The sequence below is a fragment of the Glycomyces salinus genome (assembly GCF_016428645.1).
In the GTDB taxonomy this organism is placed as follows: Bacteria; Actinomycetota; Actinomycetes; order Mycobacteriales; family Micromonosporaceae; genus Glycomyces; species Glycomyces salinus.
Genome location: NZ_JAELXW010000048.1, coordinates 17077 through 34422, shown reverse-complemented (window position 1 = coordinate 34422; position 17346 = coordinate 17077). Strand labels below are relative to the sequence as shown.

16 protein-coding genes are annotated in these 17346 nt (G+C 60.2%); 8 read left to right on the top strand and 8 right to left on the bottom strand.

The genetic code is table 11. The annotated features are described in order from the left end of the window. Positions 1 to 227: 227 nt before the first annotated feature. Complete coding sequence (locus JFB92_RS14465) at positions 228 to 782, top strand: NUDIX hydrolase (RefSeq protein WP_199040051.1); 555 nt, start codon at positions 228 to 230, stop codon at positions 780 to 782. Here JFB92_RS14465 and JFB92_RS14460 read toward each other — a convergent pair. Continuing rightward, complete coding sequence (locus tag JFB92_RS14460; RefSeq protein WP_199040048.1) at positions 717 to 1961, bottom strand: helix-turn-helix domain-containing protein; 1245 nt, start codon at positions 1959 to 1961, stop codon at positions 717 to 719. The two genes, JFB92_RS14465 and JFB92_RS14460, sit on opposite strands and share 66 nt — an antisense overlap. Positions 1962 to 2303: 342 nt before the next feature. Here JFB92_RS14460 and JFB92_RS14455 point away from each other — a divergent pair, with 342 nt between their 5' ends. The 3 genes from JFB92_RS14455 to JFB92_RS14445 all read left to right on the top strand — a co-directional run bounded on the left by JFB92_RS14455 (position 2304) and on the right by JFB92_RS14445 (position 4645). Further along, positions 2304 to 2627, top strand: a complete 324-nt coding sequence (locus JFB92_RS14455; protein ID WP_199040045.1) for a hypothetical protein — start codon at positions 2304 to 2306, stop codon at positions 2625 to 2627. Further along, positions 2624 to 2917 carry a hypothetical protein gene (locus JFB92_RS14450; protein WP_199040042.1) on the top strand — a complete coding sequence of 98 codons (294 nt, stop codon included), beginning with the start codon at positions 2624 to 2626 and terminating at the stop codon, positions 2915 to 2917. The genes JFB92_RS14455 and JFB92_RS14450 overlap by 4 nt, the downstream gene beginning before the upstream one ends. 774 nt (positions 2918 to 3691) lie before the next feature. Then, positions 3692 to 4645, top strand: a complete 954-nt coding sequence (locus tag JFB92_RS14445) for a hypothetical protein (RefSeq protein WP_199040039.1) — start codon at positions 3692 to 3694, stop codon at positions 4643 to 4645. 322 nt (positions 4646 to 4967) lie between these two features. Here JFB92_RS14445 and JFB92_RS14440 read toward each other — a convergent pair whose 3' ends face one another. The 4 genes from JFB92_RS14440 to JFB92_RS14425 all read right to left on the bottom strand — a co-directional run bounded on the left by JFB92_RS14440 (position 4968) and on the right by JFB92_RS14425 (position 9307). Then, positions 4968 to 5357, bottom strand: a complete 390-nt coding sequence (locus JFB92_RS14440) for a hypothetical protein (RefSeq protein WP_199040036.1) — start codon at positions 5355 to 5357, stop codon at positions 4968 to 4970. 3 nt (positions 5358 to 5360) lie between these two features. Next, entirely contained in the window at positions 5361 to 5939 is a 579-nt protein-coding gene (locus JFB92_RS14435) for a hypothetical protein (RefSeq protein ID WP_199040033.1), read from the bottom strand. Between the two features lie 87 nt (positions 5940 to 6026). Then, positions 6027 to 7514 (bottom strand): serine/threonine-protein kinase, encoded by a 1488-nt coding sequence (locus tag JFB92_RS14430; RefSeq protein WP_199040030.1) that lies wholly within the window; start codon positions 7512 to 7514, stop codon positions 6027 to 6029. Between the two features lie 284 nt (positions 7515 to 7798). After that, on the bottom strand, positions 7799 to 9307 hold the full coding sequence (locus JFB92_RS14425; RefSeq protein ID WP_199040027.1) for a recombinase family protein: 1509 nt from the start codon (positions 9305 to 9307) through the stop codon (positions 7799 to 7801). On the opposite strand from JFB92_RS14425, the gene JFB92_RS14420 reads away from it, so the two are divergent. Beyond that, positions 9301 to 9567, top strand: a complete 267-nt coding sequence (locus JFB92_RS14420; protein WP_199040024.1) for a hypothetical protein — start codon at positions 9301 to 9303, stop codon at positions 9565 to 9567. The two genes, JFB92_RS14425 and JFB92_RS14420, sit on opposite strands and share 7 nt — an antisense overlap. Positions 9568 to 10585: 1018 nt before the next feature. On the opposite strand, the gene JFB92_RS14415 is transcribed toward JFB92_RS14420, so the two are convergent. The 3 genes from JFB92_RS14415 to JFB92_RS14405 all read right to left on the bottom strand — a co-directional run bounded on the left by JFB92_RS14415 (position 10586) and on the right by JFB92_RS14405 (position 12741). After that, positions 10586 to 11377, bottom strand: a complete 792-nt coding sequence (locus JFB92_RS14415) for a protein kinase family protein (RefSeq protein WP_199040021.1) — start codon at positions 11375 to 11377, stop codon at positions 10586 to 10588. A 113-nt stretch (positions 11378 to 11490) separates the two neighbouring features. Beyond that, entirely contained in the window at positions 11491 to 11952 is a 462-nt protein-coding gene (locus JFB92_RS14410; protein ID WP_199040007.1) for a glycine-rich domain-containing protein, read from the bottom strand. A gap of 198 nt (positions 11953 to 12150) precedes the next feature. Continuing rightward, complete coding sequence (locus JFB92_RS14405; RefSeq protein ID WP_199040003.1) at positions 12151 to 12741, bottom strand: hypothetical protein; 591 nt, start codon at positions 12739 to 12741, stop codon at positions 12151 to 12153. Between the two features lie 167 nt (positions 12742 to 12908). Between JFB92_RS14405 and JFB92_RS14400 the strand changes: the two genes are divergently transcribed. The 3 genes from JFB92_RS14400 to JFB92_RS14390 all read left to right on the top strand — a co-directional run bounded on the left by JFB92_RS14400 (position 12909) and on the right by JFB92_RS14390 (position 17257). Further along, the gene (locus JFB92_RS14400) at positions 12909 to 13748 is read left to right on the top strand and encodes a helix-turn-helix domain-containing protein (RefSeq protein ID WP_199040000.1); all 840 of its coding nucleotides are present in this window, start codon (positions 12909 to 12911) and stop codon (positions 13746 to 13748) included. 13 nt (positions 13749 to 13761) lie between these two features. Further along, on the top strand, positions 13762 to 14325 hold the full coding sequence (locus JFB92_RS14395) for a class IV adenylate cyclase (protein WP_199039997.1): 564 nt from the start codon (positions 13762 to 13764) through the stop codon (positions 14323 to 14325). Positions 14326 to 14440: 115 nt separating this feature from the next. After that, the gene (locus JFB92_RS14390; RefSeq protein WP_199039984.1) at positions 14441 to 17257 is read left to right on the top strand and encodes an NACHT domain-containing protein; all 2817 of its coding nucleotides are present in this window, start codon (positions 14441 to 14443) and stop codon (positions 17255 to 17257) included. Positions 17258 to 17346: the final 89 nt, after the last annotated feature.

The window sequence follows — 17346 nt, the reverse complement described above, 5'->3', positions numbered from 1 at the left end:
GAAGCCTCTTCGAGGGCCTGGAGGTCCACGACCTGCGCCCCGCGTGCGTCGTGATGACGTGGCAGGCCCAGCCCTCGGCCTTCGCGGCCGTGATGAACTCCGTCGCGTACTGCGCGGACCCAGCTCCGCAAACGGTGAGGGAAACGACTCGCTCATTCTGTTGGAGAGTACTTTGACCAGCCCGTGACAACTGAGATGTGGCCGTGCCCAAGAACTACACTCTCCTCATGACCTCCACCCGCTGGACCATCCACGGCGAACGCATCGTAGACGACTCTCGCCGAGCCACCTGGTCGATCGCAGACGTTGAACTCCCAGACGGCGTGCGCTTCGAGCAGTACGTTTATCGTGCGCCCAAGGCTGCCATGACTTTGCTCGTCGAGGGTGGCGCTGTGCTGCTCATGCGCCGCCACCGCTTCGTCATCGACCAGTGGGTGTGGGAGCTGCCCGGCGGCTACTGCGACGACGGCGAAGATATCGCTAGTTGTGCCGCCCGCGAGGTCGAAGAAGAGACCGGCTGGCGCCCGACCACCCTCGAGCCGCTCGTGACCTTCCAACCGTGGGTGGCTACAGCTGACGCCGAGAACCACCTCTTCGTCTCGTACGGCGCTGAACAAGTCGCCGAGACTCCGTCAGACATCAATGAGGCCCAGGAGTTGCGCTGGATTCCGCTGGAGGAGGTGCCCAAGATGATCGCTGCCGGCGAGATCATCGGTTCAGCCTCGATCATCGGACTCCAGGCTGTCATGTTGCAGCGGAGTCAAACGCACTCCGATCGCTGAGACCAGCTCGCCCGCCTGCTGGTGGTCGCGGTACGGCAGCAGGCGCAGTGCGATCCGCCGCAAGTATTCGTCGGCTCGTGCTGAGCTGATCCCTTCGGCCAGCGACAGAGCCTCTCGCCCTACTCCGCACCCTTCGTCCAACTGGCCCGCGTCCAGCAACGCGGTGCTGAGCAGGGCCAGGTTGAACATCTTGCCGCGTACGTAGTTCGGGTCCATGTTCAGCGAGCTTCGAGCGTTCTCGACGGCGTTCACCAGGTCGCCACTGGCGAGGAGACTGTGTCCGGTGCGCGCGTCGAGATACGCCGTACTGAGGAATCCGGCCCAGCCGGGATCGTTGCGCTGGTCGGCGCTGTCGAGGTCGCGGGCCGCTCTACCCAGCAACCGGGCCGTCATGCGGGCGTCGCCCTCCAGAGCGGCACCGTGTGCGGCAGACATGTGGGCTTCAGCCATCAGCGCGGGCATGCCGCTCCGGACCGCTGAGGACAGCGCCATATCGGCGAGCTGGATCGCTTCGCCACCTCGGCCGAGGAGGGCCGCTTGGTGACTCATGGCGGCCAGTACTTCGCCGGTCAGGGCGTGGTCTGAGCTGTCCGTCGCAAGACTCTGTGCTTGCCGGAAGTAGGAAGCGGCGCTGGCGTGCTCACCCCCGTCGTAGGCGGTCCAGCCGGTGAGCAGCATCAGTTCAGCTACGGCCGTTCGAAGATCGTTGCCGCCCTTGCCGTCGCTGCTCGTGCGCAACAGCGGAATACAGACGTTGTGGAGGTAGCCAGAGATGCTGTGGTGAGCTTGCAGGCCGCCATGCAGGTTGTCGAGCTGTCGCAAGCTCGCAGTCATTGAGCGAATGGTGGTTGCTTGGGGAGTATCAGTGCGCGCAGGCGTGACCGGCACCAGGCCAGGCACGCTGGCGCCCATCAGCGCCAGGCTCTGCAATATGGTTCGTCGGCGCACGTCGTCATCTCCACAAGCGATCAAGTCCTTGAGCAGTCCGCCAGTGCCAAGGACTTCTTCCAACCGGTCGAGGTCGCGAGTGTTGGGCAGCCGGTGGCCGTTCTCGATGTTCTTGAGCTGAGACAGCGAGATATGGCACTGATCGGCCAACCAGGGCCGCTGATGCCCGGCACGCTCGCGGAGGGAGCGGACTATGCGGCCAACGGTAGGTCGCGACTCGGCCGGTGTCATCCCTTGATCCCCATTTGAATCGATCTGAATCGGTCGGGTGGTGGAAACGGATCGTGCCGTGTCCCACACTACAGACATGGCCGCCGGTCCTCAAAGGCCCACAACGTGGGCAAACGAGACCGTCCGGCCGTGTTCTCACCGCGTCTCCCAGAGCGGTGGGACGGACGCACGGGACGTCTCCGACTGATCCGCCGATGTCACGGACCGGATTCTCTTCGGGATTCGGGACGGACACGGCGAGACGGTCTCGCGCGTCCGTACAACCGAAACGCGGGCCGCCGCCTCAGTGTGAGAGCTAGCGGCGGCGGCCCGCCCTTACCGACACCCGAAGGCGAGCAACTGATGCCAGATACCAGCCTACGAGTCGAGATTTCCGCCGATGCAGACCAACCTGATTCGCCCGAGGTCATCGGTGAGTGGATCACCGAGAGCGGCTCCACGCTGTCGCTGGTCGGCAAGCCGCACGGCCAGTACGCCTCAATCTGGATGCAGCGAGGCGGCGGCGACCCGCGGAAGATCGGCAGAGCCGAACACGCCGGAGGTGTCCTCCGTTCAGTCAGCTGGGACGAGCCGTGGCGTGAGCAGACCGACGCCTGGAAGGAGATCCAGCGCCGGAAGGTCTCAGCCGTTCTGGCTGAGCGGTACGCCGAGCAGGCAGCACCATGACCATGACCGTGGCGAACGTCGAGGTCGAGATCAGTGCGAGCGCGCAACGCACACTCGCTTTCGCCGTCGAATTCGACGAGACGACGGCAGTGGTGCGCTACCGCTCGAGCTTTGTGGTGAGCGAGACCGACGAGGTGCTCACGATCCAGCATGAGCGCGGCCAGCTGCGCCAGGTGACCTGGAACGAACACTGGCGTCGGTATCTAGTAGCCACCATCCGCACCAAGCTTGTGGGCCGGGTGCTGGAGCTGCTCAAGTCGCATCACCGAAAGTCCACTCCGGATAGCTGATCCTGTCCCGAGCAGCGCCGCGTGGTTTCCTCGGCGCTGCAATCCTCCTGGCCGGAGTTCTGGTGCTGCGGTGGGGTAGCCCTCCGGCCAGGAGAAGGCCCGCTACGTCTCACGCGCTGGCGGGCGCGCCCGGTCGCACTCCCGATGCGGCCGGGCATCTCTCAGCTCTCACCCACACGACACCCCGGAAACGTATGAATCTTCTCGAACTCCTCAAGCGTGCCGCTGCGCAGGCCGTGCAAGCATTTCGTGATCCCGGCGGTCTGCTCGCAATGGGCGATCTGTGGTGGGTTGCCTTGACGCTGGCCGGCCTCGGGTTGTATCACGTGATCCATTCGTTGGCATACCCGTGGCGACGGTGCCTGCGGTGCAAGGGCTCGGGCAAGAAGCACGCGGGAATCTGGCCGAGGCGGGTGTGGCGGATTTGCCGGTGTTGTGGTGGGTCGGGGCGGCATGCGCGGGTGGTGCGGAAAGTCCTTAAGACCGACCGAGAATAGGCCAGTAGCCGTCTAACTTTACACGTTCCATGTTTTCTGCTATTAATTAGTCAGATCGATGGGTGTTTTTCGCCTGGACATGGCGAAGCTACGATTTGCCGATCAGATCACCTTCTTAGGTAAACAGCGCCAGCCTAGCAAACAGTATTGTGCTGAACGGATCGTACCGATACTTCGACTAGAATGACATCGCACTGCCGTGCCACATAGGAATGTGCATAAATGTCCGCTTTATTCCGAAATATCACTAGCAGGGCAGTTGACGAGAGGTACCCAGATGACAGATATATCTATGACGGTCGGAATCGTTCTCGCGGGCCTGATACTCTTGCGAATTTTCTATAAGGCGATTGAGATCAATTGGCCTATAAATTACATTACTCTGAACGATTCAATCGACTTGATCGCGAGTCGATCAATTTGGAAGTATTTTGGGTTCACCCTCGTGCCTGTGTATCTAGTTGCATTGCTATTGGCAGTGAACGCTGGCCGCATAGGGCTCCCTAGCCTGGTGGTAGGAATATCGATCGCCACGATTCATGCCCTAACTCACCAGGGACGTGGACTGCTAGGAACAATTAGAAGGTTTCAGGGAAGGATCGCAGAGGCACAATCATTCTGGGTCTATATCACACTAATCCCGGCCATGATTTTTTCTGGCTTTGCCGCAGGCAGTTGGGGCGTTCCCACTCGTCTTGATTTTATGATTCCGGAGCCAGATGAATTCTTCAAGGCGCTCTGGACAACGGCACTCATTGCAGTATTTGGCGCATATCTCGTTAAGAAGTACAAACGCGCCCAGAAGATAGATGATGTTGCTTTGATTTCGATGAGAGAGGTCTCTGAAAATCTTTCCAATTTGGCATACGAGAGGGCAGCGGAGTATAGGACCGAACATAGACTCGTGCAAGCGATTCTTTATACAGAGAACCTGCAGCGCCCTCGATGGTTTCGAAGGATTGAACACATTAAGGGATGGTTCTTCAAGTCTGGCACCTACGGAATAATGCAAGTGAAGGCTCCGGGGCCAATCTCTGATGAAGAGTCGATCGAGATTGCGATCAGAGACCATTTGGCGGGTGCGAACGTTCGTACTGTGGACGGGTTTCCCGATCGAGAACAGCTCCGTGAAATACTGCATGCATATAATTCAAACCCAAAATTCGTGGATGCCGCCGAAGCAATGTACGACTTCCTTTGGCAGCAAGAACGAGAGCTTTACTCAATGTAGTAGAGAGTTGGGCAAAGGATTACAGTCGTGCTGTTCTTGACAGAAGCCGACAAGCAGCCTTTGCAATGATCGCGAGATCAAAGGGTGTTGGGCGTTCAGGTTGGGCCCTAGAGACCTCATCAGGTAGCGAGGTTCTCCCCTGGCGATGTGGAGCCGCCCACCTTGCATCTCGCTGCGATGTTCTCGGTCCGCAATGCTCCGAGATCGCAAGGTTCTCCGAAGGCTCCTCGAGCGCTTCGGCATCGTCTCGATTGCAAGAGGCGTTTCGACAAGCCTTCTCTGACGAGCTCGCCTAGCCGAACTCGGGATGCGGCCAGGCGAGCTATTTGACCAATGAGTAATCGAAGGCAATCCCGTCGGAGACAATCTCGCCCGCTCGGTTATCGTCTGGAGCAAAAACCCAGCAGGCAAGCTCACTATACTGCTCCTGCTGCTGGGACGCGCGAACAGTCACTTCGGAACGCCTTCGTCTTCCGAACACCGCCCAAGGCTGTGGTTCCCCGGACCCAACTGCAATCTGACAATTCCAGTACGGATCGTAATATGCCTCAGATCCATCAACGTAGGTTGCACGGCACTTGAAGAGGACTTCGCCGACCTGCAACTTGAAGGGGTTCGAAACTGCCTCGCCGTTCGCATCGACGATTGTCAGGCGAGTGATCAGAACATGGGTCTTCTGAAGGGGCTTAATCGGGTTATCTGAATCCGGCATTTCTTATCCGATCATTCCGAGATTTGCCCAAGTGGCAGTGAAGCCCTTCACTGTAACTCGGATGGTGAGTTGAACGTTCTTGGAATCAAGCCCGGGCGTGAGCAGACGATCCGTCTCTACGTTGACTCGTGTAATCAGCTTGTCGTCTTCAAGAAGACAGTGCAAGGGCTCCTCGTTCTCGTCTGGTGTCCAGCCTCGCGGAACCTCGTTTACATCCGCGGGCCGCCGGAGAGCGTCGAATAGTGTTTTGATCTGATTGTCGATGTCGCCTGCATGGGTAATCAAGGCACCGGGAGGCTCAGGGCGCAGAACAAATATGTCAAGTTCCGCATGCAACCTCAGGTATGGATGCACCAATGAGGCAAAATCATTCCCATCGATCGACGTCAGCAGTCTTCCAACATCGCTGTCGGGGTCGCTACGATCTGGGCCGGATTCTATGAAGGTACTATGGCCCACGAGGGCCGGATGGGTTCGCCACAGTTCCTTCACCTGAGGGTGAAGCTCTCTTCGAATATGATGTTTCGTCTTGGCGTTGCTGGTAGCGGGTAGGCGGCCGTTGTAGGTAAGTGTGAATCTCATATATTATCCCAAATAACAACAGATTTTGAGGAATCCTGGAAATAAGACAAATGCCGTTAGCGACTTAGCGGGAACGGACATTCGTCCTTACCGCCGTCTCCAGCTCCCCTGCGGCGAGCGTTCCGGCATGATACTCGGAGATCCAAGCCGGTTCTGAGACGCGTCTGCAAACCAACCAGCCCATCGACTGATGAACTCGTCCAGATCTTCTATTTCCAAGACCTCAAAGGGCCAAGCCAACTGAGTTGTAGCCGTTCCGGGCGCCAATGCCTCCGCAGCCTTTTGGCTTGGATTAAGGGCAAAGGGGGCACGACTCGATCCCTTCTGGAGAAGTGGCGTGAACATGAACGCGCTCTCGAACCAGTGATACTCATCTTCGACCTGTGCATCACAGAACCAGAGAGAATGACTTCTCCCAGAATATCCACGCCGATCCCGAGGAAACTCAAGGGCTATACCTGTATGTGCTATCACTCTGAAGGCGGGAGGAGGCACAGACCCCCACAGCCCAATCTCGGTTTGGGTTGGAGGACTGAACATTAGGGTGGCATCTCCCAGGTGAAGTTTCCAACCTACATCTCCCAGTTCTCGAGCCTCAACGCTGGGAGCATTCTCCAGGATCTGTTCGCTAACGAAACGAGAAATATGCAGCCATTTACCTTGTGCAGCCTTGAACAGCCCTGCTCGGAGTTCCGCTTCCGAACGGGCTCGAGACTCCTCACGCGCCATCTCCGAGCGGCGTTTGGTTTCGGCATGGTTAGCTTCCTCAAGCCGGGCCAGGCCACCGGCAGGCGCGGATTTGGATATCTTCTCAAGTCGGGCAACAATGTTCGCCGCTTGAGGTCGTGCTTCTGGCTGCTTATTAAGGCAATCTTCGATCATCACCGTCATTTGGAGACGCACCCCCACAAGAGGCTCGGGATCATCATGGAGATGCTGATCTCGAAAATCTGGTCCGGGAAACGGTAGTGCGCCAGCAAAAAACTCGTAGGCAATCACACCGAACGAATAGACGTCGGTAGATTCTGTCGCATGCTGAAAGCGCCACCGCTCCGGTGCAGCGTAAGGCTGAGACATAGAGAACTTATGAGTCTCCGCAGCTGTAGCTGCTTCCGCATAGCGAGAGATCCCAAAGTCTGCCAGACACCATCGTCCCTGATGATGCAAAATGTTCTCAGGTTTAAGGTCTCGGTGCACGACCCGACCTTCGAGGTCCAGCAGCGCAGTCGCGATATCCGAGAGTATCGGGAGCGATGCCTCAAGATCGAAGGGAGCCTCGGTATCCATGAGTTCCCGGAGAGACCTCTCGGCTCGGGGCATTACGAGAACCCAGCTCTCTTCTGTCTCCCCGCTGTCGAGAATCGGCATAACGTTTCGAACATCTTCGAGTTCTACGAACAAGAGTTCACGCTCGGCACCGGGCTCCTTCGGCACAAACTTAACTGCCGCCTGTACACCCGCTTCGGACTGAGCAGCGAAGACCTGTCCGAAGCCTCCGCCCCCGATCCGGTCGCCGAGAATCCACTTCTTACCCAACACGAGCTCGCGTGGAGAGGGTTGGCCGTTGGTCGTCATCCGCTCACGATACAGAGAGCTACCGACAGAACTGAGGCTGCTTCAACCGTTGCACTATTTATCCGGATTTATTCTGTTTCGCTCGGTGTCCAAGAGGCGACGGGCGGCCGGAGCGGGCCTCGAAAGACCCCCGATTAGGTGCACGTAGAGGTTCTTATCCGAACCCGGATATTTTTGAACATCGTTTTCAATGGCGTTACCTGTAGGGGTAGCGCCATTCGTGTCTCTACGATCGCACACCCATCGGACCAGTGGCTTGACTGTCTCGGCGTGTTCGGTCCGTTTCACGGTAGGTCCGTGGTCGCCTCGGTCGAGGAAGAGCCTGTCGAAGCAGACCCGGTTGAGCATCCGCCGGACATCATCGGCAGCGTCACGATAGAACCGCTTCGGATCACTGAGCAACTGCAACAGCAGCTCAACGGTCTCCCAGCCTTGTCAAGCCGCTGCGCATGGACATCAGCGAGCCGGGCATTGATCGCCTCGCGCTGGTCGCGGAGGCGGCGGATCTTCGTGGTGAGCTTGTCGGCGGGCCAGTCGGGATGGCCGATGAGGTCGACACACTGATCCTCGGCGGTCTCGAGGCGCCGCAGTTCGCGCTCCAGTTCCCGCCGCATCGCCTCGGTCACTGAGCCTTCGGCTTCCAGTGCATCGGCAAGTCCGGAGCGGATCTCATCAGCCTCGCTGTGACTTATCGTGACGGTGGCCCAGTGGGTGACCACATGATCCTCGACGGCATCGACGGCCATCCGGGGAAGGTCGCACTCGCCGCTGGCTCTTCCGAGGCACAGGAAGTAGAAGTAGTAGCGGTCGGTCTTGGACTTGGCGCGCTCCAGGGTGAGCCGTCGCTTGCATCGGGCGCAGTGCACCAGTCCTTTGAGGTAGTGGTCCCACTTACGGTCCCGCACCCCGGCGTTGCGCTGCACGTACAGCACCTGCTGGACCTGCTCGAACAGTACGGGCGTCACGAGCGGTTCGTGGCGGCCGTCGTACTCGCGTCCTTTGTAGGGGACCTTGCCGAGGTAGTAGCGGTCCTTGAGGATCTTCCCGATGGCGTGAATCGACAGCTCGCATCCGGCCGGGTAGCGCTTCGTCGGCCGGGTCCGCAGTCCGGCGGCGGTGACCGTCTCGCGGAGCTGTTTGAAGGTGTACTGGCCCGTGGCGTAATGCTCGAACAGCATCCGTACCAGCGGCGCGCGTTCGGGATCAGGGATCACGGTGCGCACCGGGCGGCCTTCGACCGATTCGGTGGCGTTCAGGTATCCCAGCCGCGCCCGGTTGGGTGTGCCGCCGCGCTGGGCCTTTGCTTCCATCTTGTAGGCGATGTCGTCGCCAGCGGCACGTGATTGGTACTCGTTGACCACGTCGAGGATTCCGGCGAGCATGTCGCCGGAGATCGAGTCGGTGGTGGGGTCCTTGACCGACAGCAGCGAGACACCAAGCAGTTTGAGTTCGCGGCGAGTCATGGCGGCGTCGGCGGCATTGCGGAAGATCCGCGAGCGCGTGTAGATGATGATCGCGTCGACATCCCGGTCCCGGCGCACCCGCTCCATCATCGCGTTGAAGCGCGGCCTGCGGTCGATCGTCTTCGCCGAGCGTCCTGGTTCGACGTACTCCTCGACGACCGTCAAACCGAGCTGGCCGGCCAGCTCGGTGCACGCCTTCCGTTGCGCGGGGATGGAGTTGCCCTCGGGGTCGTAGTCGGTGTTGACCTGCTTGGGGTCCGAGACCCGCAGATACAACACCGCGCGTCCGCTACGGAGCGGCTTATCGCCCTTGCCTTTGCTGGATGTCATTCCTCGAACTCGCCTTCGTCCTCAACGTCGATTCGCCTGACGCCCTCGCGCGGGGCTGGCTCGGCACCGTCGCGCTGGCGGCGGGCCATGCGAACGAGCAGGTGAGCGAGCTGGCGGGTATTGAGCGTTTCGCATCGTTTCCCGGTGACCCGGATCGAGTCATCACGGCGGCTCACCAGGGCCACCACCCTGTAAAACCCCAGGCCATGGCATCAATAGCAACGCTAGAGGAACTCCGTGACGGCGTCGAGCGGCCGTGAAGCTCAGGCGTCGTAGGGCTTGTGAACTGCTGGGCCGAAGACCCGCAGCCCAAAACGGCGATACTGGAGCGGAAGCTGAAGGTCAGCGAGTTCAAGCTAACTTCGAAGAAGACCGACCGTTCGCGGGCAGCCACTGGAGCAGTGGGCGGTGGTAGATACGGCACGATGCGCGTCCCACCGGACATCGAACAATCCAGGCTCGCCTCCATCGTACGGGATTCGGCCAGATCGGGTCTTGATGCGGAACCGGGACACCGTGCAGGTGGTTACTACGCAGGTCAGGGGCGGTTACCCTCACTGGGACGCGGCGGGGGAAATTCGGGACGGTGACGGCGTGATCGTGGCCGACCATCAGAGGGTAACCAGGGTAGTCAGGAGCCCAGTGCAGCTCAGGCAGGGTAATCAGGGCAGGAGACCGAAGCTTCGGCGCTCTGGACGGAGGCACTGCACGCCGAACTCGCCGCCGAATCGATAAAGACGGCCCACACGCATCCCTCAAGCTGGCCCCCAGTGGCTGGTCCCCACGGATGCGTTCCCAGCATGGGCCTGAACGAAGCGAGTCCCGGTTACCCGCCGTCTGTGCAGGTAGCGCGTGAGGATCTTCCGAGGCCCTCAAGCCCGACAATATATCTTCCCCGGGGACGCTGGGGTACGCAGCGCTGGTCAGGCCACGAGTTCGACCCGGGGCGGTTGCCGCGATCCTGGTCGGGTACGCCCGGTCCAAGTCCGGCAGTTTGGTCCAGGTCCTCGGTCCCGCTGCATCGCGCCGAATTGCATCGGCCGCGCTGGTCGGTGTTGCGTGCGGCTGGACTGGTGGGAGCGGCGGACAGGTGTCCGGACAGCTGGATCCCGCAAGCTGGGTCCCGCACGGTGTCCGGCACATAGGCCCCGCACGTCTCAGTAGCGGACTACCTACCGTTGTTGCAGGTCAAGGGCGGTTATTCGGAGGATTGCGAACCCCGACAATATATTCTGCCGTGGGCGCCTTGGGGCAGGTGCGAACTGATAGTCCGGCCTGTCATGCGTGGGCCAGGTGATCGAGAAGGCGGCAGGCGTCGTCGGCGATCGCCTTCAGATGGGGCCTGCTCTGGTCCCGCTGGCCGAGCCAGGCCCACATCCCGGTGGCCTCGATCAGGACCGCCGCTGCGGTCGTAGTGTCAAGAGATCGGCCCGGCCTGGTGCTTTCGAGCCAGGCGAGCGCGTCGGCGGGGGAGTGCCCGGCATCGACCAGGCGGACGGTGAACAGAAGCGCGTCGAACCAAGGTGGAGCGGCCCTGGCCCACGCCCAGTCCACGATCCGAACCCGATCGCCGCCGATGAGGATATTGAGCGCGTGCAGATCGGTGTGGGCGAGCGTCTCGGCCTCCAGCACCGACAAGCGGCCCTGTTCGCCCGCTGCGGCCCACTCGAGCCGCGAGGCTATCCCTGGTGGCAGTTCAGTGTGTGGCAGGGCTTGAAGGCGCCGCCACGGACTCGCCCGCCGCCACTGGTCAACGAGTCGCGGCAGCGAGTCGACTCGGAGCCCGGCGGCAGTCGCATGGAGCTGATCGACCATCGCGGCCAGTAGCTCCAGGTCGGGGCTGCCTGGGCTGAGGTCGGCGTGACGACCGGGAACATGCTCGGACAGCAACACACGCCACCCGCGCGCCTCGACGTGCGCTACCAGCTCCGGAGCAAGCGAACCGAGCAGCGCGGCCACCCGCGCCTCATCGGCGAGCATGCGCGAAAGTCGTGCATCTGCCATCGGTGTGGCCTTGCAGAACCACACCTGCCCGGCCGCTTCAACAGTGCCGGTGAAGGCCGCGTGCACGCCCTCCTCGATCGGGCGCGCCTCGACCCCGCTCCCGAACCGGTCGACGAGGACAGCCCGGAGAGCGGGATCGAGGAGGTCATCGGCAGTTGCGCTCAAAGTCGCCTACCAGTTCAGGCTCGGTCGGGTGGCGGGTCGTCGGCGCAGCCATTGTGACACTGGGAGCACTTGACGCCAACGTCGACGCGCCACAGCTCCTCGTCCACCCACATCCCGGCCGCGCGGATCGCGGCCATGGTCTGATCGAGCACCGCCTGGACTGTCGCTTTATCTTCCTCGGCGGTGGGTTCCTCGTGCGGGACGTGGTGGATGAACCCGCCTGCGACCGTCTCGCAGAAGGCGGCGTAGTCGCGGGTGTGCAGGATGAAGGCGTGCCAGCCCAGGTCCACGGCCGCCGAGGGCGCCAGCGGTGCGCTGGTGGCCGCGCACGCGGCGAGGAAGGCCGCCGCTTGATCGACCACGCGCTCGGCGGTGTTGGAGTCGAGTTCGTGATCGCCCGTCAGTCGGCCGGTGAGCCGGTCGAAGGTCTCCGGCGCGATCAGGTCGCGCCCGTGTCTGGTTCGGATGGAGTGCATGGGTATCGGATTCCTGTTCTGCCGGGACGATCGTTGCGAGTGCCGTCCCCCGGCTGGACGGCACCTGGATCAGGACGGACGTGGTTCGGATGCGGGCGCGGCGGGTTGGGAGGAAAGCGGGTCAGCTGCCCGCCGCGCCCGAGCCGTGGAGGGTGCGGGGCGCGCCGCCCACCCGGCGGCCCCGCCAGAGGGGTCTATTCAGACTCGCCCGTGCTCGGCCGCTCGGGTCAAGATCGCCTCGGCCTCGCGCCGCCAGCGGCGCTTGCGATCGTCGGGGGTCGACTGCCAGCCCGGCCGGGTGACCATCCCGCAGATGCCCCCGGCATCGTGGAGCAGGTCGGCGACCGGCGTCAGGCCGCCCGCGACGTTCAGGACACTGAGCAGTGCCTGATCAGCGGCGACCTGCGGCTCGACGGCGAACCGGAATCCATCGACGTCGAACGTTCCGACCACCGAGGCCGGCAGTGGATCGGGCTCGGTCGGGAGCGGTTGTTCGGCATACCAGGCGGCGATGAGTGAGGCGATCTGGCGGCGCTGTTCGGCCTTCCATGCCTCGGTCTGGTCGCGCCAGGGCTCCTCCCAACTGACCGAGCGGACGACGCCGCCGGAGTGCAGGGCGTAGCCGATCTTGACCGGCTGCCCGCGATAGTTCAGCCAGGTCGAGGCGTAGCCGGTGCCCTTGCGGGCCATGAGCGTGAGCCGGTTGCCGGTGCCGGTCGTCCACTCCCCGAGGACTTCCGGTGAGGTCTTGCCGCCGGACTCGGCGGCTCGTAGGCTTGCGGTCGTCACCAGGACGCTCCTTTCAACGAGTTCTGGTGAAGCGGGCCGCCGCGCGTGTGGAATCGGGACGGCGGCCCGTTGTGCAATGCCCATCGTCACGAACCGCCTACCCGGCCCGCTAGCCCCAAGTGGGTATCTCACGATGAGATGTATTGTAGATGGCTATGGACACACCGATGTTCGTTCCCGTGGACCTGCCCGACGACCTCTGGGGCCGCGACACCATGCGGCAGGCGCTCGCCGCCAGAGACATGACCGCCGTCTTCCGCCTGGTCCAGCAATACGGCGGCCTGACCCAGTCCCGCATCGGCATCGCCACCGGACTCGGCCAGGGCCGCACCAACGAAATCTTCAACGGCAAACGCAAGATCGCCAGCATCGAAGTCCTCGAACGCATCGCCGACGGCCTCGGCATGCCCGACCGAGCCCGCCACCTCCTCGGCCTCGCCCCAGCCATCGGCGAACCAGAAGACTCCCAAGCTCAAGCGGCGCGCATTGGCATCACGAGAGTCTTCGCCTCCCAAGCCTCCGCCGCCAAAGAAATCCGCGACGCCGCCTGGCAAGCGAGCAAGGTCGACCTCCTGGCCGTCCGCGCCCTCGGCCTGATCGGCCTCAACGACTCCCTCCTGCGCGAACCCCTGACGGCCGACCGCCCCGAGCCAGTCAAAGCCCGAGTCCTGCTCCTCGACCCCGACAGCCCAGCCGCAGCCCACCGAGCCCAGGAGATCGGCGAGTCAACAGAATCCTTCACCGCCGGCATCCGCCTGTCCATCACCCGCCTCCGCGAGCTCACCGACCACCAACACCTCGACCTGAACGTCGCGCTCTACTCGACCCTCCCGACCTGGCGAATCATCCGACTCGACGACCTCATCTACCTATCGATGTTCAACAGCACCACCGAAGGCCACCAATCCAGCATCTACCGCCTCACCGCCGCGCAGTACAACATGCTCCACGTCGGCTTCACCCGCCAGTACGACGACCTCTGGACCACCGCCGACCGCCTGATCTGAGAAGCTGATACCCGTGATCGAAGCCGAGCTCAAAGCCCGAGTCCGCAACGTCGAAGCCGTCCAACACTGGCTCCGCAAACGCGCCACCGAAGAACCCGCCACCTACCACGACACCTACTACGACTGGCCCGACCACCGCCTCGACCATGAAGGCCGCGAAATCCGCCTCCGCACTATCACCACTCTGACCGGCACGAAGCACCTGCTGACCTATAAACAACCCCCACTCGACCCGGAAAGCGGCTCCAAACCGGAACACGAAACTGTTATCTCCGACCGTAATCCAGTTGAGGTGATGCTCAGAGATCTGGGCCTAGTTGAATTGGTTAGCCTCACCAAGCAATGCCGGAACTTTCGCTTCAATTACCGAGGGCGGCGCATCCTGGCAACCCTCGTGACTGTGCCAGAACTTGATGGAACGTTTCTTGAGGTCGAAACGGCAAGTGACCAAATCGATATTGAAGATGCTCTTACGGTTGTTCGGCACATTCTGGTTGATCTCGATGTAATCACCGATCTTGATTCGAGCAGCTACACTGGGTCAGTCTTGGCTGCGCGGACAGAAAGGCCAGGATAGACGCTGAACGGTCTACCCCATTTGACTTGCTTTGAGATGATTGTATACGTGGAGCTGAAAGTTGATTCCTTGATTATGTACGAATACTGGATCTGCACAAGATTTGGAGAGACCTATGGCAAGTGACTTCTGTCTTGAAGAACTGGGACCGCGAGCTTTTGAGCAATTGACGATGGCACTTGCTATGGCGGAATTTGGACCCGGAGTGCAGGTGTATGGCTCGGGCAAAGATGGCGGTCGAGAAGGTACCTTTGACGGTACAATCAATTGGGCACGCACTTCCGAAGGGTCGCAAGATAGTTGGAATGGGTACACAGTCATCCAGGCTAAACAATGTGAGCACCCATCCAGTCCAAGCTCTAATCTTACTTGGCTGGCGGGTCAAATACGATCGGAGTTCGCAAAGTGGATGGTTCCGGATAGCAAGCGGGCTCGCTTTCCTCAGTACATTGTTTTCGTGACAAATGTTCGGCTCTCGGCGGCGGACCCAGGGGGAGGGATCGACAAAATAGACCACTTTATAAGTGAGCAGCTCGATCACAATTTCGGTGACCCGGAAAAGCCTGACACCCTACGTCGCCGAGGACTCCGCGATGCCAAGGTATGGCATCGAGACTATCTAAATAGCCTCATTTCGAATCAAGATGCAGTCCGTAAGGCGTTTCCGGCGATTCTCACGGTGGGAGATATCCTCGAGCGTCTGGAATCCCTCGATGGATCCCTCGACGCCGATCGGTTGGCGCCGATTCTTAAGGCACATGCCCAGAGCACACTTCACCATGACCGCTGGGTCAAGTTCGGCGAGGCAGGCGGATCAGCTAGGCAGTCACTAGAGTTGGCCATTATTGACGTGCGGGCGTTGGACCACGATCGTGTGCGGCGGCCAGTTCTCGAGACCTGTCTCTCGCAAGGTGAATCCGCGATGCGACGATCGCTATGGGAGCGAGGGGGGCCGCGTCATCTTGTGATTACTGGGGCGCCAGGAAATGGAAAAAGTACTTTGACGCGATACCTGACTCAGGTGTATCGATCCCATTTTGCGAAGGCTGAACAGAATACACCGACGGTCTCGGAGGTGATTGAGGGTACGTCGAAATCGCTGGAGCGACTGGATCTTGGTAGCTTGAAGAGCCCTCGTTGGCCACTCTGGGTCAATCTCGCTTCGATGGCTACTGCGCTGGGGCCAAGCGGCGGCCCGTCGCTAATGAAATGGCTTTCGAGCGTTGTATCTGAAAGGGCGGATATTGAACTCGCTCCTGCCGACCTGAAGAAATGGCTTAAAGTGTGGCCATCGGTCATCTTCTTCGATGGGCTCGATGAAGTGACATCTCCGGAGCTTCGAAATCGAGTACTTGATGAGATTACTGAACTAGTGGAACAGGCTGACGAGCTTGATGCCGATTTGCTAATCGTAGTGACAACTCGACCAACAGGGTATAATGAGCGTATTCTCCCAGAACACTTTGCGCAATACGACCTGGACTATTTCACTAATGAAGAAGCTCTCAGATATGGTCGCCATATTACGAGCCAACGACTTCATGACGATGAGGAGCAATGCAAATCCCTCCTTGGTCGATTTGCTAATGCGGCGGCAGATCCACGATCGGATCGCCTACTTAAGACGCCTCTGCAGGTGCTGATTCTGACCTTTATCTTGGAAGAAGCAGGAACTCTGCCAGTCAACCGCTTTCATCTCTTTTCAGAATATTACAAGACTGTGTTTAAGCGCGAAGCAGCCAAAGAAACAACTCTTCGAGATTTCTTCGCAACGCATAGTGACGAGATCACTGAGCTTCACGAGCGTGTAGGACTGTTCCTGCAAGTCCAATGCGAAGCTAGTGGCGAAGTGCGTGCCAGATTGCCTAGGGATAAACTAAAGGACCTGGCGCTTGAGCGAATGATTGAAATTGGCTATGAAGCTGGTGGTGAAGCTGCGAATGTGGCGACTCGTATGCTAGAGGTAGCTACAAAGCGCTTGGTCCTTCTGACTCCGGATCAAGGAGATACTGTTTCATTTGAGGTTCGAAGTCTTCAGGAGCTTATGGCGGATCGGGAGCTCGTGAAAGGTAACGATGATGCGATTCGTAGGCGCCTTAGTCTTGCTGCTCGAAGCCCTCATTGGCGTAATGTGTGGCTATTCGCGGCGGGAAGTCTTTTTACAAATGATGACCATCGCCGGAAGTTGGTAGTGGAGCTTATTGAAGAGTATGACAATTCTGCCGACTGGCCTGGATGGCTCTATCCTGTTGCGCCTGAGCTTGCCTCGCATCTGCTAGATGACGGTCTCGCTTCGTCCAAACCAATTTGGCAGAAGCGCCTCGTGGATTGCGCGCTTCGCATTACAGCTGGACCTATGCCAGAAGAGCCTCGTGCGGTAGCACTAGGGCTCAGTCTGGCAGCAGCTCACCAACTTCACTCTCGCCGAATTCGAAATGCGCTGAAGAATGCGTTTGCGGGAACCCCCGAAGCTTGTGCGATCGCTTCGGTGATTTGCATAGAAGGCGACTTTGGATCTCGGATTCCCGGGCAACCTTCCGATATGCAACGATATTTGGAAATGTGGGTGTCTCCACTTGGCAAGGGCAATTCCGTTTCGGTTGGAGAGCTGCTGCGGCCGCGCGTTGAATCATTCCTGGAGGGAGATAGTGGGGCGGATGCCCAGTTGCTTTCTCATGCACTCGAGGAATGCGACGAGCTCACTCTTCGAGTGGCGCCCGAGGAAGACCTATGGCCTGAGCAGATTCCGAAAGACTTCGACTGCGGTCATGTAATTCGAGTCTTGCAGAATCCTGATCTCGCTGAGATCCTCGAAGTATGTCTCGGTGACCTGGCTCCGAAGCAATGGGCTGCACGGTCGCTCGTCGCGCGTGCAGTCTGGTCGGTACTTTCGCGGCAGCCGGTAGGCGACCAACTAAAAGTACGTCAGTGATGTGCGCTATAAGTGCGGTGACCTGGGGCGATGGGTTCAGGTAGGCGGTCGCTAGGTGCACAGATTTTCTTATCCGGACCCGATGGGCT

What these genes read in the sequence shown, in the direction of transcription:
- JFB92_RS14465 (WP_199040051.1), top strand. Translation starts at nt 228, where the DNA reads ATGACCTCCACCCGCTGGACCATCCACGGCGAACGCATCGTAGACGAC.
- JFB92_RS14460 (WP_199040048.1), bottom strand. Translation starts at nt 1,961, where the DNA reads ATGACACCGGCCGAGTCGCGACCTACCGTTGGCCGCATAGTCCGCTCC.
- JFB92_RS14455 (WP_199040045.1), top strand. Translation starts at nt 2,304, where the DNA reads ATGCCAGATACCAGCCTACGAGTCGAGATTTCCGCCGATGCAGACCAA.
- JFB92_RS14450 (WP_199040042.1), top strand. Translation starts at nt 2,624, where the DNA reads ATGACCATGACCGTGGCGAACGTCGAGGTCGAGATCAGTGCGAGCGCG.
- JFB92_RS14445 (WP_199040039.1), top strand. Translation starts at nt 3,692, where the DNA reads ATGACAGATATATCTATGACGGTCGGAATCGTTCTCGCGGGCCTGATA.
- JFB92_RS14440 (WP_199040036.1), bottom strand. Translation starts at nt 5,357, where the DNA reads ATGCCGGATTCAGATAACCCGATTAAGCCCCTTCAGAAGACCCATGTT.
- JFB92_RS14435 (WP_199040033.1), bottom strand. Translation starts at nt 5,939, where the DNA reads ATGAGATTCACACTTACCTACAACGGCCGCCTACCCGCTACCAGCAAC.
- JFB92_RS14430 (WP_199040030.1), bottom strand. Translation starts at nt 7,514, where the DNA reads ATGACGACCAACGGCCAACCCTCTCCACGCGAGCTCGTGTTGGGTAAG.
- JFB92_RS14420 (WP_199040024.1), top strand. Translation starts at nt 9,301, where the DNA reads ATGTCATTCCTCGAACTCGCCTTCGTCCTCAACGTCGATTCGCCTGAC.
- JFB92_RS14425 (WP_199040027.1), bottom strand. Translation starts at nt 9,307, where the DNA reads ATGACATCCAGCAAAGGCAAGGGCGATAAGCCGCTCCGTAGCGGACGC.
- JFB92_RS14410 (WP_199040007.1), bottom strand. Translation starts at nt 11,952, where the DNA reads ATGCACTCCATCCGAACCAGACACGGGCGCGACCTGATCGCGCCGGAG.
- JFB92_RS14400 (WP_199040000.1), top strand. Translation starts at nt 12,909, where the DNA reads ATGTTCGTTCCCGTGGACCTGCCCGACGACCTCTGGGGCCGCGACACC.
- JFB92_RS14390 (WP_199039984.1), top strand. Translation starts at nt 14,441, where the DNA reads ATGGCAAGTGACTTCTGTCTTGAAGAACTGGGACCGCGAGCTTTTGAG.